A 13,100-nucleotide genomic window follows, 5' to 3' on the forward strand; every position below is an offset into this window, starting at 1 on the left:
ACCGCTTAAAAGACGGTGGCTCTCAACTTCTTAGATGTTTTGGTAGAAAAAAACAGTTGCATTAACACAACTGTCCTTTCTATTTAATTTATGCCAAAGCAATAAGGAATGCGGTTGGACAATCTTCTTTCTGACCGAAAAAAAGAATAGCTGTGGATTCCCCCACAACCGTTCTTTGTCTAACTATATTTTTTGGATTTCACAGCAATTTTTCTTGCTGTCCCATGTGCCACCTAATTCTTTGCAGTCTTTCTCGCCACCTGCCAATCGCTGGCAAATGCTACCATCATCGCGGACTACTCCGCATTGCGCTTCTTGAGGAAGGCTGAATGAACCGATGAAGACGATAGCGATGATTGTAGCTGCGCGGAAGATTTTGTTAACAGACATGATATTGACCTTTACGAGTTGTTTCACCTCTTCTCGGCGAATGCCGCTGTAAAGACTTGTTGGTTGTAGGAAAAATTCTTCTGTAAGGTTTTGTTGATGTAGAGAAGTGGATGTGGAGTGTATGCGATTGCGTTTTTCAGTTTGGGCGATCGCCTTTTGGGCCGATTTTCGACCATCGCAAAAAATAAAGGACAGTCTACCAGTTAGACTGTCCTTGTCACGTTACTTTTTTTGGTAAGTACGCACGAGTTTTTTTCCCTTGCCTCCCGTGAACTTGACAGGCAGTTTGTTTAATTGCATCATTCTTGTTGACGCTTCCGGTGGTTGGCAACCATGCTAGGGTTTCAATTAGTAGTGTGTTACAAGATAATGAGTCTCAAGAGACTCGACAATGCCCTTGAGCTTGATGTTGAAATCGACTTTAATGTTCATAGTTAACTTTTATTAAAGTGATATTTAAGAGACTGTTTATATGAGTGAGAACTGAGCGATCGCTCTTGAATCTGTCAGGACTTACGCTGTTAGACCTCTCAAACTCTCATTCCTCCGTGTCCTCCGTGTCGCGCCAGTTGCTACAACGGGGCGGCAGCTTTTCGGGGGAAGCTTAAGAGCGAAAACGTGCCTTGGGAAAATACGCAACCCACTGGCTTCTCTGCGGTTCGTTATTCGTGAAGGAGTGCGTAAGTCCTGTCTGTTAAAAAACAAACAGCCAGGATGTTACTCCCAACTGTTTGTTATTTGTTAGAAAGGTTGTTCTACTAGTTCAGCTTCGTCATATTGCTTTTGCCACTGTTCTCGACGTTGCCAAGATTTCTTGTTGTGTAGCAAAAGTTCTTCCATTCCTAAGTTAAATTTTTCTTTGGCGAAAGTTAGAAGTTGTTCGAGGTTATATCGTTTATCTTCTGCCTTGCCAAAAGTGAGTTCAAACTGGATTTTGAAAGCTTCCTTATCGAATGCTTCGCTCAACATTCGTTTTGATTCGAGATAGTGGATATCTTTAATGCTGTAGAAGACTGCATTATATTTTCGCTCATAAAAAGCATCAATTTGATATTCACCCATTAAGGAATCGTCGATTACAGTAAGCTGGATTTTAGTGGATTTAACAGCCATAGTTATCTCAATGATGAATAATTTTTCTGTATTTCTTGTGCGAATGCACCTGTAAAAAAAGAAATGTCACTCGCTTATGAGTGATATTTCTTGTAGATTAGTTAGATAACTTCTGCTTGATTGGCGAGAAACTTTTCTCGACGCTGCCAAGTTTTGCGGTTAACTTCTAATAGTTCGGGAAGACCCTTGTTGAAACGGTTGATAGAGAATTGAATCATCTGTTCAACCGTGTATTTGGGTTGTTCAACTGTTCCGAAGGTTTCCTGGAACTTTGCTTTGAATTCCTCCCATTCAGCCTTTTTCCACTTTGTACCAGACTTAGCCTCAGAGGATTTTCCATAAACTTCCTGTAGTCCGTAGTAGACTGCCTTGAGCTTGCTTTCTTGATATGATGGGAGTTGGTAAATACCCATTGTGGAATCATTAATTTTGACAAGCTTGTTGGTTTTAGTAGCCATAGTTATATCTCCACAAGTATGAGTTATTTTTATTCATAATTTATCGGCGAACGCCGCTGCAAAAAATAAACGTATGAGTCATTTTTTTTCCTGTTAGTAATCTTCTTTATTTTGCGTAGCAGCTACTTTGGACGTGGATTTTTCCGGCTATGTAGTTTATAAAGACAGCTTCAGCTAAATATTTAAGTGCCTAAAACCTTTACTTAGAAAGTTTTTACTTTGCTTAAGAATGTAATTATGATGCTTTCCAACTTTAGTTGTACTTAATTACTAAATATTTGTTTGTTGTGGAAATTTCGGTATGTAAGTGAAGATAATAACTTGATTGTAATTTATCTTTTTTACACGAGGAACTTATATCTATGTTGGCTTTAAAGCAAGAATTTTTTTCCAGCTATACGGCGGTTACACTTAACGAAGACACTTCTCCAACACACAGTTTTCGTAATAGAAACTGGGAAATGGGTCAGATTTCTTTTGCCGATTCTGGTAATTATCAACCATTAGAAGTGAAAACCATCTACTATAAGAATTCACCTATCCGCGTTGTCATAACTCCCGACGGTTTAGAGTGGGTTGCGCTTGATATTTTGCGTGCTTTGTTTTCTTCGGATGGGTTGTGCAATCATTACTGGGCATTGCAAACCTTGCCTATAATTTTTCGTCCAAAGCGATTAATTAAATCTGAAGGAGTAATTCAGTCCGAGGAAAATATGTTTAATGCTCTATTAAAGATAAAACACACGCTGCGTGTTGATGAAATTCCTTGTTCGGAGATACAGAATAGTTCATCTTTCAGGACAGTTATTATTCACGAAGTTTTATTTAGTTGGCTATCTAAATATCTGACCGATGAATCAATTTATGAATTTTGTGACTGGTTTTCCAACCACACCCAATTAGTGGATATGGGTTGTCAACGCCAGTATCAACCAGAAGTAATTGCATATTTCGCCGCTTAGTACGCGCAGACGCACGACTACTATAATTCTGATGAGTTGCTCGTTTCCTAGTTGCATTGACTAGCAACTTGTGGGTTGATCCGCTCTTCTTTGCGGCGTTCTTATATTGCAATTGAACCTTTCTCTTGCCCAATTTGTCAAACAGGTAAAGCGTGGGATAAAGGCTACTGTTTGGGATATGTCATTTATGCGTTACCTGGGGACTTAACCTATCTTAAGATCCGTGAAGATATTCTTTATCGCGTAGCCCATAGCTTATCTAGGTTTTTGTATGCATAGTAGATGATGCTCGCCCTTATCAGGTTGTTAATGTAGTTAGTCAAGCGCGTATGATGAATGTTCATCCCATGAATCAAGCTCTTTTTTTAGAGCATTGTTTGCAACTTGATTCTTCTCAATTAAAAGTTTTATAAACAATTGCAGCACTCAATCATTAGTATTTGTCGGGTGCAGTGTGTTTCCAGAAGGAGAGGGGGGGTAAAGATAAATATGCAACCCCCACTTTTGTTTATAATTAGCGCCTCTAAATCGTCTCTTCTTCTGCTTCCATCTCCTTTGAAGGCTGCATTAAATCCAGAAGCTGTTTTAATAATTTATCAACTTTATTTAACCTTTTTTTATCTTCTAAAAGGGTTTTATCTTTCATGATCAGCGATGAAATTTTTCCCATTTGTGCAGCTAATTCTCTTGTAGGCGTTTTTTGTTTTTCTTGTTTGCTAGTTTCCAGGATGCCCCCCACTATCTCTCTTATCTGTGATAGGGATAGTTTTTCCTCAATTACCTTTTTTAAACAAGCTTGTCGTTGTGCTAAATCCTTAATTTTTGAGATGGCAGTCGCTTTGGTATATTCCAGTTCCCCTATGAGGAGTACTTCCTGAATGTCGGCGGGTAATTTGAGTAGGGGTAGGCGGTTAGCAACAAATGATTGCCATGTAATTTTGCCTAATTTAGAGAAAATGTCTTGTATGGTAAGTCCTTCCGAACTAACCATAACGTTATGGTTAGAATTTCCCTTAACTTCGTTATTCATGTCATATAGTACTGAAACTACCATATCTCGGTCAATATCAAGCTCGTTGGCGAGTAGTTCAATAATGCCGATAGTTTCTTCATAAGCATTGAGGTCTTCTCTTTGTAGGTTTTCGGCTAGCCGGATGCGGCTGGCGGTTTTGTCATCACAGTCAATGATATTGACGGGTATTTCTTCTAGCCCAATTAAAGCGCAAGCACGAAGGCGGCGTTCGCCAGCCATGAGTTCGTAAGTGCTGTCTTCTGTAGGTCTGACTGCAATGGGTGCAAGAAGCCCATTTTGTTTGATATCGTTGGCTAGAGATTGTAGTGCTTCGGCATCAAAGTAGCGTCTTGGTTGGGATGGGGGAAGGATGATTGAATTTATTGGTAGGGTACTAGTGTTTTTGTTATTTGTGTTTTCTTGACTAGCACTATCCAATAAATCATCAAGTGCATTTTTGTCGTATCCTTTCAGTTCAACTTGTTTGGTCATATTTAAAGTTTGACGAGGTAATTTGCTATTTCTTCTAAGATACTAACTGCGGGGTGGTTTTTTTTCCACAGAGCAAGTGGAAGATGTGCTTGTGATGCGCTTGGAAAATCTATTGATTTAGGAATAGGGGTAGTTATGTGGACGCGTCCTTCCATTTGGTTTTTGATGGCTTCGAGTATACCTGATTGTTGCAGGGTGCGTTTGTCGTGCTGGGTTGGGATAAAAGCTGCAATTTGTAAGTCTTTGTGTCCTCCTTTTTTAAGACGGGCAATTGTTGTTAGTAGTTGTTCTGTGGCTGCATAGCATTTATATTCTGTCTGGACTGGTATCAATATATGGGTAGCAGCAAGCAGGCTCATGATGCTTAAATAGCCCAGTGAGGGAGGGCAATCTATCAAGATGTAATCGTATTTATCAGCTATTGGTTCAAGTAGAAATTTTAGTTTTTGACGGTTGTCGGTTGTAATATCGCGGACTAACTCTAGTTCAGCACCAGCTAAAGCATTATTACTGGGTACAAGATGCATCTTGTGGATGGGTTCGTGCCAAATATCTAGGTGTGCGCGTTCGGTGACAGCAGCATATATTGTCTGCTCGGATTTTAGTTCTTTGGGTTCAATCCCCATGAAGGTTGTCAGGCTGGCTTGGGGGTCCATATCGACAAGTAGGACTTGGTGTTTTTGTGCAAGATGATACCCCAGGTTGTGTACAGTTGTTGTTTTTCCAGCACCACCTGACTGGTTAAATGCGGCAATTATCTTGGTCTTTTTGTTGTACATAGGTAATTGGGTTCTTAAATATGTAATTGAGTTCTTGAGTAGGTAATTGGGTTCAAAACTAACTGTCACACGCCCTTAAAATCCTTACCTTATGGAAGTATTATATTCGCTCTTGTGTTACAGTTTTACAAATAAGAAGCCGTAGATAGGTTAACTCTACTATTTCTGACGGTTCAATGAGTGCATTTTTGAGGCACGGAAAATTGAGAAATCTAGTTTTGCTCAAGGTTTGAGATATGCGAGGTGTATTAGCCTTCATAAGCAATACTTTGTCTAAGATGCTCGCCTAAGACAGCGCCCGTTCTGCCATAAGCGATAAGCGAGCAAAGCGCCCGCACTATATAAGTGCAACTCTATCAAACGGTAATAAAAAAAGTAAAGAAAATAATGTCAGGATGAGTGTTTAGACTCACACTAACATTATTCTCAAATGGGATCGGAATTTGTTAAAATGCCGGCATCTCGCTTAGTTCCTCATCGCTATCGCTGGAAATATTTTCTTCTAGCAATTCTTGTGCGAAGTCGGGAGTTTCTTCTTTTGTAGATTCAAATTGCACTAATTCCTGAATTGTTTTTCCAGTTGAGATGAACCCTCTAATTACGAGGCTAGCAACTTTTTCTTTGTAGCCTTCTCGTTCGTTGACTTGTAAGTCGATGTATCCGGTAGCTATGCCTTGGGAGTTTCCCCCGGAACATTTGATGTCTACGGCTGGGATACCTTTGGCACGGTAGGAAATTTCATCTATTACCGCCCCATCTTTACCCCGATAGCTAAATTCAGCTATTCCGTAAGTGATTAAACTACCCAATGAGTCGTGGGACTCATTGACGCTTTTGATTACTACTGTTGCGTTGGTTTCAATCATGATGTTGTAAAACAATTCACTAAACGAACAATGCCCCAACCGATTGTTCTGGGCTGGGGACTTGACGAAGATATTTTTAGTAATTTGCGTTAGCAATGCTTGCGGTTTGTTTTTCTTCTTTATAGGATTTATCCTCGTTCTTTGGAGAACCTAATAATTCGATTGTTTGAACCGTTACTATTGGTTTAGACCGCATTGCACCTGAATTTTTGTCTGTCCACCTATCGAATCCAAATTCACCTACTATAGCGATTTGTGTTCCCTTTTTAACGTAATTTGCAATTACCTCGGCGGTTGAACCCCAGGCGATAAGGTCGAACCATAATGCATTTTCACTTTTGTAAGGAGGTCTAACTGCAACCGAGATACTTGCTTTTACCGAGCCACTTTCAAAATAACGGATTTCCGGGTCTTGACCGCAGCGTCCGACAATTGTGATGCGATTGAGATACTCGCTCATAAAATTCGTTGAATTTCCTAATACTTCAAATTATTTTTGCGTAAGCACCTGTCTTGTTTGTGGTTGTTTGCGACTGGATGGGGGATATCCACAATTTTTCTAATATCTGGCTATCTTGTTTATCTATTGGTAGAAAAGTTATAGATACGGGAAATATATATGTATCGATTTATTAATTATTTATGGAAACATTTAAATTGGAAGTAGATATAGCACGCTCTTTTAAATCAAGATTTATCAAATGTAAGTTAGTCTTGCTTGCTCTAATGTGGATGCAATATGATGAAGACCAACACGGAGATGGAAGTGCTAATTACTCGTCGCCTTTATTTGTAGACAATTCCGAATGGTGGGATAGAAATGGTGGTTCCGATGTCGAACATTTTAGAAAGGTATCTAATACAGCTCGAATTGGTGCTTGGGATGAGGTGATGTCACTTTGTTTGGTAGACCTTCTTTCTCCCAACCCAACTTGCTTGCATGATGCTTCCTATTCTGCTCTTGTGGCAATTCTCATGTATCTTGTAGATAATGAGCTTGAGGGAAGATTTATCAACTCTACCGACCAATATTTTGCTCGCAAGATCGCTTATCAAAGCTTAAAAACTTTGGGTGAGAAATATTTTATTGGCACAGATAGTTTTTCTCTAACTGGAATTGAGGACGGAGATCCTTTGATGTGGGGGTTGGCGCTACATTATCTTGCGCTTGAGGTTGTAGCTATAGGTGATTTTGGTATGGCGAATAGCGATATAGATGAAGAGGGAATTGAAGATTTCCTGGACAATATGGATGATGTTGAAAGGGCTGAGTTTAACATTCAACTTGGGTTTCTGCCAGATGGTTATTTTCAGGTCTTGCCCTATGTTGAAAAATGGACTGACCGCACCGCAGTTTTATCAAGATTAATCCATAGGATAGTGTATTACATATTTGTTGGGCATGGGTATGATGCTAATTGCCTTAACGAGATAATGTTGATTCCGTTTAATTCTCGCGTCCCCACTACTTTTCAATCGTTGTTGGTTGCTGCTGTTTATCGGGTTGGTTATTTTATAAGTAATACGGGTGTTGAGGAATGGCAGGAAAGTAGAAACTGGTTTTTATATGAGGCTTTTTCTAATTTATTACCCTTCTATAACAGGGGTAGAAAAGATGCTGCGGGATTGTAGGGAAAAAATCAGGTTGGTTTAACCAATCCTGATAATACTTTGCTTGATTTGGGGTTGCACAACTATAACTGCATGATAGTTGTTGGTTGTTTAAAAAAGTGATAATTGGGGATTATTTTCCTCTGTAGATTGATTGTTTAAGAGGGGTTTTTGCTTAAGCTTTTTACCCCATTCGTTGCTTGCACCCTTTACCACATAAGCACGGATATCGGCAGCAAGAGTTTCATAATCATGCTGAATTTGTTTGTAATCGATTGAGGTTATACCAATACTTTCCCAAAGTTTATCGTAATCATAATTTGGAAATGGTTTGTGTTTGGAGAGAGTAGCATGTGAAGCCCAAAGGTATACGTTTGTCCACTCCCAAGATAGTGGAACTTCAAAAGTAATCGGCATCATTACAGCAAGCACTTCGCTTGGCGTAGCAAGTTTCCCTACCTCACCTTTATCTACCTCCTCTAGGATTGTATCTAGTCTATCGATTGCGATTGCTTGCCACACCCAACTGGAAATAGTATCTCTCCATTCTCGCCCACCAGTGATTGTGGGACCAGCTAAATATTTAATTAATTGTGCATCCACCTCTGCTAGTTCTAACAAACAGGCGAATACCTTTCTATCCATCCCCATGCTGGCTAGAATCTTAAGCATTTTTTGGATATTTGGAGTTAGTATTTTTTCTCCTTTTAATTTACTATTTTTGATTGTTTGTTCAATATCAAACAGGCTTTGTTGTTGCATTTTAACCTCCATATAAAAAGCCATCAGCTAATTATTACTAGCTAACGGCTACATTCATCTTTGGTGGATTTTTTTAGCGCAAGAGTAGGTTATCCCATACGTTTCTAGGTGATACGTGACATTGAAATTGTTCTCTTGCTGTCGTAAAGAAAGCAAGCAATCCCGTATTTTTAGTCTTTTCCCAGCATCTTGTCTCTAAGTAGGTGAGTAATAAAGCTTGAGTTGATTTATCCTGTTTACTTGTCCAATTACTCACTTCCAGGGCTGTAATTACATTTTTGGGAGGTAATTGTAATTGGTCGAGTATGCTTTCTGGTATGGAATTTAACAGACTGTGGAATGCGATCGCACGACCAGGACTGCCTAAACAAAGTTCGAGTATGTCTTGGTGGAGGTAGATTTTATAGTTTTCCAGAATAGTTTTTAGTTCATCAATAGGTAGTTGAGCAAATGGGATTATTTGACACCTACTTTTTATGGTAGGCAGTATATTCTGGGCTTGGGATGTAATGAGGATAAATATTCCTTTTCCTGGTGACTCTAAGATTTTAAGTAAGGCGTTGGCGGCGTTTAGCGTGATCCTGTCGCAGTCGTGGATAATTACTATTTTGCGATCGCCTTCAATGGGAGAAGTTGAAAGAAAGGTGATCGTTTCCCGTACCTGTTCTACTCCGATAGTAGAATTGCCTTCTTGCGGACGCACTTCCAGCATATCTGTGGTGCTACAGATGTAGTCAGCAAATAGTCGGGCAGTTTTGGTTTTACCTACCCCTTCGACGGTGCTGGTAAATAGGTAGGCGCTTGAAATTTGATTTTGGGCAATCGCATTATTTAAGATTAGTTTTGCGGTATCCTGCCCAACTATCTCGTTAAAGAGGTTGTTCATAGGGTGCAGATTTTGATGATGGTGGGGGTGAAGTTGTCAATGCCAGACTTGAGTTCACCTTCAAGTTGGATTAGTGCTATGAGTATTTGTTTGAGTTTGACGACGCTTACAGCCTCGACTTCTTTTTTGAGGAAGTACAGCCTTTTGGGGTTGCTGAGTTCGGCGAGTGTTGAGATTTTATTGTCGGACAGTTTTTCTTCTACCCCAGCTTTCGTAATTAACCAAGTGCGGAAGTAACTTATGAGGGTGGCGATTATTTTGAGAGGGTGTTCGTCCTCAACTAGTAGGCGGTGGAGTATTTGCCCTGCTGTATCGGCTCTACTATTTTTAATGGCGTGGGCGAGTTCGGTACAGCTGATATTGTTGTTGCTTATAAGTGACTGAACATCTCCTAACTCCAATTTTTCCCCCTGAGCGTAGATAGCAAGTTTGGTTAATTCGCTATCGAGCCGTGCAGTATTGTTTCCAATTGCCTCCACTAGATAGGTAGTGGCGGTGGGGACAAGCTCTAAGGAATGGGTTTTTACTGCTGCTTGAATTAGTTTTTCTATTCCTTGTTTATCCCAACTGGGGATGAGAGGAAATTCTTCAACTTCGGCGTGTTTGAGTAGTGCTTTGACGACTTTGCTTCTACCATCAGGTTTCCAAAGTGAGGTAATTAAAAGTAGGTTTAGAGTAGGTACTTTGTCAAGATTTTTTAAGAGTGAGGAAATTATTTCATCCGAACATTTATTGAATATTGTCCCATCTGTAATGTGGACAATCTTTCCACCTTCCCCTAAGGGAACTGTCATTACCTCTGTTATTGCCTGGGGTATTGCTGCTGCTTTGTTATCAACTCGAATGTAGTTGAAGATTTCCCACTCTTGGGTAGTAAAATCTTTAATTAATTCTTCTACCCTTTTTGATATTGAGTGGATATCTTCCCCATAAATTAATTTTACTGGCATGGGTATCTTGCTAAATTTTTATATAGAAGTGCGTTAGCTAGCAAGTGGTGGTAAATAAATTTTCAAGTTATTGATATTTTTAGTTAGTCATTTGGAGTTATTATGTACATGATTTTTTGTATATTTAATGTGAAAAATATTACCACAGACTTATTAATTAGTCTGTGGTAATATCAAGTTTATCTTTTTATCGGATTTCCTTGTTGCCAACCGATTGTATATCAACTTTACTTTGGTTGACATCTTGAACTGAATTTATAACTTGCTGAGTACCGTGATATTTGCGCCAGCCATCTAACTCGTTTAGGTATTGCAACAGCGCAGATGAACCAGCTACCTGATATAGCGAGATGGCTGATTCCCACTCCCGAAAATTTGCTTTTTTATCGTTGAGAATTTTGATAATGGCACTGGGAAGTTTGTATCGAGTGCCACTATCTAAATTAATGTGCGGTGTGGTTTCTAGAAGTAGTTCCTGTTCGGATAGGGGTACACCGCCATCTTTAAGATTTATCTCGTTTAGTTGGGCAGTTATACCTTCAAGAGGTAGGGTTTGTTGGGTTATACGGGCGACTAATATTTTCTGTTTAGTCTTCCTAGATTTGACAACTACAGGATTTTTGGGAATGGGTATTAAGTAGCTTTGTGGAAGTTCAAGTGATAGCTGTTCTTTGAGTCGGTAGGGTAAGGTTTGTTTTTGGGCTGGGGTAATCTCGTAGGAGAAATTGGCTGTTTGTCTGGGGTCGCCAAACTTTCGGAGTTTGATTCTTACCTTGTAAGATATACTTCCTTGAATGAGTGTATGGCTGTCAAGAACTGTAGGTATGCTATGTTCCCACCATACAATTTCAACAACTCGGTCGCCGTCTAATGAGTTATAGACATTGGTTAATCTGGCGTAGGGCTTTCCTTCAAGGAAGTTATTTAACCACTTGCGTTGATTTTTGTTGAGCAGTGATAATTTTTTAGCCATTGTTAGAAAAGAGTCAATTGTTTACCGCTGTTTAGCATTTTAGGGTTTGCAATTTGCAGGATTTCTACTCGTTTTTGGGCGAGTAATTTGATGTAATACTGTGATGAATACTTTTGTAGGCTGTTGATGTCTGTTACACCCAGAATGCTGTAATAATAAGTCACGACATCTCCGGGTTTTCCAAGTTTGAGAAGTTCTTTTTCACCCTCTTTAATTCTGCGAGTAATGCACAAGTTTTCTTTTGGGTATTCCCTTGATAAAATATGGGATAAAATGTGGGTGTAATACTCTTCTGCGGCTGATATATCTTGGATTAGGAGAGTTAAATACTGAATGGAAAACTCTTTCTCTAGTTGCGAGCGATCGCGATTGCGCCAGTTCCCCTTGGTAATGATTTTCCCGTCCGGAAGCCATAAAAGGTAGTTTTTGGTTCCTCTTTCCGGGATAAACATCGCCGAAGCGATAAACTCTAGTTTGACGGTTATCCCTTCAGGCAGTTGAGATTGAAGTAAACTATGTATCTCTTCTGGGTTGGGGTGGGTGAAAAACACCCCGTCAGTGTCAACTTCCACGGGAGTACCCCCTTCATAAGTGATAATTTCAATCATGAGTTTGAGTACCCTTCTGCTGTAGGCTGTCACCAAAGCCGCAGCCTCCATATCGTTGAAGGCGAGTTCAGATGTGCCGAAGAAGCCAAACTCGGAGTTAGCTAGAACTTTGACAGATTCTCTCTTCTCCTTGGCAGCAATATCCCCTTTCTCGGCAAGTTGTTCCAGTCTTGATTTTTCATTCACCAGATATTGCAGGATACTTAGCCCAATACGGTCTATATCCTTGATTGAGCAAATACCCTTGTCTAGCATTGCCCAAGGGTGCATTGAGCTAATGTCTGCGTATCCGACCTTTCTATACAGTCCAGGGATAGAGTAGGCCATGCCTCCCTGGAACTTGTACTTGCGATCGGGTTTGGGTTTTATCCCTTGGTAGTGATGCTCAAATATTCGCTCCCATTTGGTACCATTACCAGCTAGTGCTAACTGCTGGAGGTTCATTCCCGGTACTACCAGCGCTTCGTAATAGTATGAAGGTACAAGTCTGTTAGCAATTAACCGGGTGTCTTCGAGGTCGTAGATGAGGTACTCTTTTAAACGTTTCCACCCCCTACTGTTTAGACCATCTTTCCAACAAGCTAAAATTTCCTCATAGGAAAGAACCAGTCTGGTGTTTTGGCGCAGTCCCATGTCCAACACAACCTTTTTAAGCGACCTTCCGTTGGTTAGCTTTTTGGTGACAAAATCCCACCTGAGAACGCAGATATAAACGTCTACATGCTGGCTATTTTTGACAAATACCTCCCGAATTTTTAGCGGTTCGCCGCGTACCTTGGCAGTTCGGATAGTCCGAGGTTTGGATGCAATTTTAAATGGGTGTTTTATGCCATGCAGGTTGGATCTAGTGATAACGAATGGAATGTCAAATTCCATCCCGTTGTAGGTGAAAATTACATCTGGATTTTTCTTCTTTAGGTGATTGAAAAAGTCTGTGATAGTTTGTGCTTCTGAAATATTCATAAAAACAGTAGGATATCCCATTTCATCCATACACCCGATGGCATAAATGCGATTTTCAATTGGGTCTATACCTGCTGTTTCAATATCGACAAATAACTGTGAAAGTTCCTGGTATGGCTTGAGTTGTACTTGCGGTTGCCAGGGTTGAATTGGAGTGGGGTCTTTCCAATAGATGTCTAGTTTGTCTTCATCGACAATGATTATACCCCTAGACTTTTTGACAAAATCCCTGTGGTTATAACTCATTAACTAGAGATTTTTCTAATTGTGAATGA

General features: G+C 40.0%; 14 protein-coding genes. 2 read left to right on the forward strand and 12 right to left on the reverse strand.

What is annotated here, in order from left to right; genetic code table 11:
- Positions 1-183: 183 nt before the first annotated feature.
- The 3 genes from TOL9009_RS0103340 to TOL9009_RS0103350 all read right to left on the reverse strand — a co-directional run bounded on the left by TOL9009_RS0103340 (position 184) and on the right by TOL9009_RS0103350 (position 1,961).
- The gene (locus TOL9009_RS0103340; protein WP_029631153.1) at positions 184-390 is read right to left on the reverse strand and encodes a hypothetical protein; all 207 of its coding nucleotides are present in this window, start codon (positions 388-390) and stop codon (positions 184-186) included.
- A gap of 741 nt (positions 391-1,131) precedes the next feature.
- Entirely contained in the window at positions 1,132-1,503 is a 372-nt protein-coding gene (locus tag TOL9009_RS37845) for a hypothetical protein (protein WP_038295915.1), read from the reverse strand.
- Positions 1,504-1,604: 101 nt separating this feature from the next.
- Positions 1,605-1,961: a hypothetical protein gene (locus TOL9009_RS0103350; RefSeq protein ID WP_029631154.1), complete on the reverse strand. Its 357-nt coding sequence runs from the start codon at positions 1,959-1,961 to the stop codon at positions 1,605-1,607.
- A 362-nt stretch (positions 1,962-2,323) separates the two neighbouring features.
- Here TOL9009_RS0103350 and TOL9009_RS0103355 point away from each other — a divergent pair, with 362 nt between their 5' ends.
- Positions 2,324-2,923, forward strand: coding sequence for a hypothetical protein (locus TOL9009_RS0103355; RefSeq protein WP_029631155.1), 600 nt, complete (start codon positions 2,324-2,326; stop codon positions 2,921-2,923).
- A gap of 523 nt (positions 2,924-3,446) precedes the next feature.
- Here the strand turns inward: TOL9009_RS0103355 and TOL9009_RS0103360 are convergent.
- The 4 genes from TOL9009_RS0103360 to ssb form a co-directional block, all read right to left on the reverse strand.
- On the reverse strand, positions 3,447-4,427 hold the full coding sequence (locus tag TOL9009_RS0103360) for a ParB/RepB/Spo0J family partition protein (RefSeq protein WP_029631156.1): 981 nt from the start codon (positions 4,425-4,427) through the stop codon (positions 3,447-3,449).
- A 2-nt stretch (positions 4,428-4,429) separates the two neighbouring features.
- Positions 4,430-5,206, reverse strand: coding sequence for a ParA family protein (locus TOL9009_RS0103365; RefSeq protein ID WP_029631157.1), 777 nt, complete (start codon positions 5,204-5,206; stop codon positions 4,430-4,432).
- A gap of 446 nt (positions 5,207-5,652) precedes the next feature.
- Positions 5,653-6,072 (reverse strand): hypothetical protein, encoded by a 420-nt coding sequence (locus tag TOL9009_RS0103370; protein ID WP_029631158.1) that lies wholly within the window; start codon positions 6,070-6,072, stop codon positions 5,653-5,655.
- A gap of 76 nt (positions 6,073-6,148) precedes the next feature.
- Positions 6,149-6,532, reverse strand: coding sequence for a single-stranded DNA-binding protein (gene ssb, locus TOL9009_RS0103375; protein WP_029631159.1), 384 nt, complete (start codon positions 6,530-6,532; stop codon positions 6,149-6,151).
- 182 nt (positions 6,533-6,714) lie between these two features.
- Between ssb and TOL9009_RS0103380 the strand changes: the two genes are divergently transcribed.
- On the forward strand, positions 6,715-7,704 hold the full coding sequence (locus tag TOL9009_RS0103380) for a hypothetical protein (RefSeq protein WP_029631160.1): 990 nt from the start codon (positions 6,715-6,717) through the stop codon (positions 7,702-7,704).
- Between the two features lie 90 nt (positions 7,705-7,794).
- Here the strand turns inward: TOL9009_RS0103380 and TOL9009_RS0103385 are convergent, their stop codons facing one another.
- The 5 genes from TOL9009_RS0103385 to TOL9009_RS0103405 all read right to left on the reverse strand — a co-directional run bounded on the left by TOL9009_RS0103385 (position 7,795) and on the right by TOL9009_RS0103405 (position 13,071).
- Positions 7,795-8,445, reverse strand: coding sequence for a hypothetical protein (locus TOL9009_RS0103385; RefSeq protein WP_029631161.1), 651 nt, complete (start codon positions 8,443-8,445; stop codon positions 7,795-7,797).
- Positions 8,446-8,518: 73 nt separating this feature from the next.
- Positions 8,519-9,331 (reverse strand): AAA family ATPase, encoded by an 813-nt coding sequence (locus tag TOL9009_RS0103390; protein WP_029631162.1) that lies wholly within the window; start codon positions 9,329-9,331, stop codon positions 8,519-8,521.
- Positions 9,328-10,281, reverse strand: a complete 954-nt coding sequence (holA, locus tag TOL9009_RS0103395) for a DNA polymerase III subunit delta (protein WP_029631163.1) — start codon at positions 10,279-10,281, stop codon at positions 9,328-9,330. The genes TOL9009_RS0103390 and holA overlap by 4 nt, the downstream gene beginning before the upstream one ends.
- 187 nt (positions 10,282-10,468) lie before the next feature.
- A complete protein-coding gene (locus tag TOL9009_RS0103400) occupies positions 10,469-11,254 on the reverse strand; it encodes a hypothetical protein (RefSeq protein WP_029631164.1) in 786 nt (261 codons plus the stop codon).
- Between the two features lie 2 nt (positions 11,255-11,256).
- Complete coding sequence (locus TOL9009_RS0103405) at positions 11,257-13,071, reverse strand: ribonuclease H-like domain-containing protein (RefSeq protein ID WP_029631165.1); 1,815 nt, start codon at positions 13,069-13,071, stop codon at positions 11,257-11,259.
- Between the last annotated feature and the right edge of the window lie 29 nt (positions 13,072-13,100).

Source organism: [Scytonema hofmanni] UTEX 2349 (assembly GCF_000582685.1).
Lineage (GTDB): Bacteria > Cyanobacteriota > Cyanobacteriia > Cyanobacteriales > Nostocaceae > Hassallia > Hassallia hofmanni.

What these genes read in the sequence shown, in the direction of transcription:
- TOL9009_RS0103360 (WP_029631156.1), bottom strand. Translation starts at nt 4,427, where the DNA reads ATGACCAAACAAGTTGAACTGAAAGGATACGACAAAAATGCACTTGAT.
- TOL9009_RS0103350 (WP_029631154.1), bottom strand. Translation starts at nt 1,961, where the DNA reads ATGGCTACTAAAACCAACAAGCTTGTCAAAATTAATGATTCCACAATG.
- holA (WP_029631163.1), bottom strand. Translation starts at nt 10,281, where the DNA reads ATGCCAGTAAAATTAATTTATGGGGAAGATATCCACTCAATATCAAAA.
- TOL9009_RS0103355 (WP_029631155.1), top strand. Translation starts at nt 2,324, where the DNA reads ATGTTGGCTTTAAAGCAAGAATTTTTTTCCAGCTATACGGCGGTTACA.
- TOL9009_RS0103390 (WP_029631162.1), bottom strand. Translation starts at nt 9,331, where the DNA reads ATGAACAACCTCTTTAACGAGATAGTTGGGCAGGATACCGCAAAACTA.
- TOL9009_RS0103365 (WP_029631157.1), bottom strand. Translation starts at nt 5,206, where the DNA reads ATGTACAACAAAAAGACCAAGATAATTGCCGCATTTAACCAGTCAGGT.
- TOL9009_RS0103400 (WP_029631164.1), bottom strand. Translation starts at nt 11,254, where the DNA reads ATGGCTAAAAAATTATCACTGCTCAACAAAAATCAACGCAAGTGGTTA.
- TOL9009_RS0103370 (WP_029631158.1), bottom strand. Translation starts at nt 6,072, where the DNA reads ATGATTGAAACCAACGCAACAGTAGTAATCAAAAGCGTCAATGAGTCC.
- ssb (WP_029631159.1), bottom strand. Translation starts at nt 6,532, where the DNA reads ATGAGCGAGTATCTCAATCGCATCACAATTGTCGGACGCTGCGGTCAA.
- TOL9009_RS0103405 (WP_029631165.1), bottom strand. Translation starts at nt 13,071, where the DNA reads ATGAGTTATAACCACAGGGATTTTGTCAAAAAGTCTAGGGGTATAATC.
- TOL9009_RS37845 (WP_038295915.1), bottom strand. Translation starts at nt 1,503, where the DNA reads ATGGCTGTTAAATCCACTAAAATCCAGCTTACTGTAATCGACGATTCC.
- TOL9009_RS0103340 (WP_029631153.1), bottom strand. Translation starts at nt 390, where the DNA reads ATGTCTGTTAACAAAATCTTCCGCGCAGCTACAATCATCGCTATCGTC.
- TOL9009_RS0103380 (WP_029631160.1), top strand. Translation starts at nt 6,715, where the DNA reads ATGGAAACATTTAAATTGGAAGTAGATATAGCACGCTCTTTTAAATCA.
- TOL9009_RS0103385 (WP_029631161.1), bottom strand. Translation starts at nt 8,445, where the DNA reads ATGCAACAACAAAGCCTGTTTGATATTGAACAAACAATCAAAAATAGT.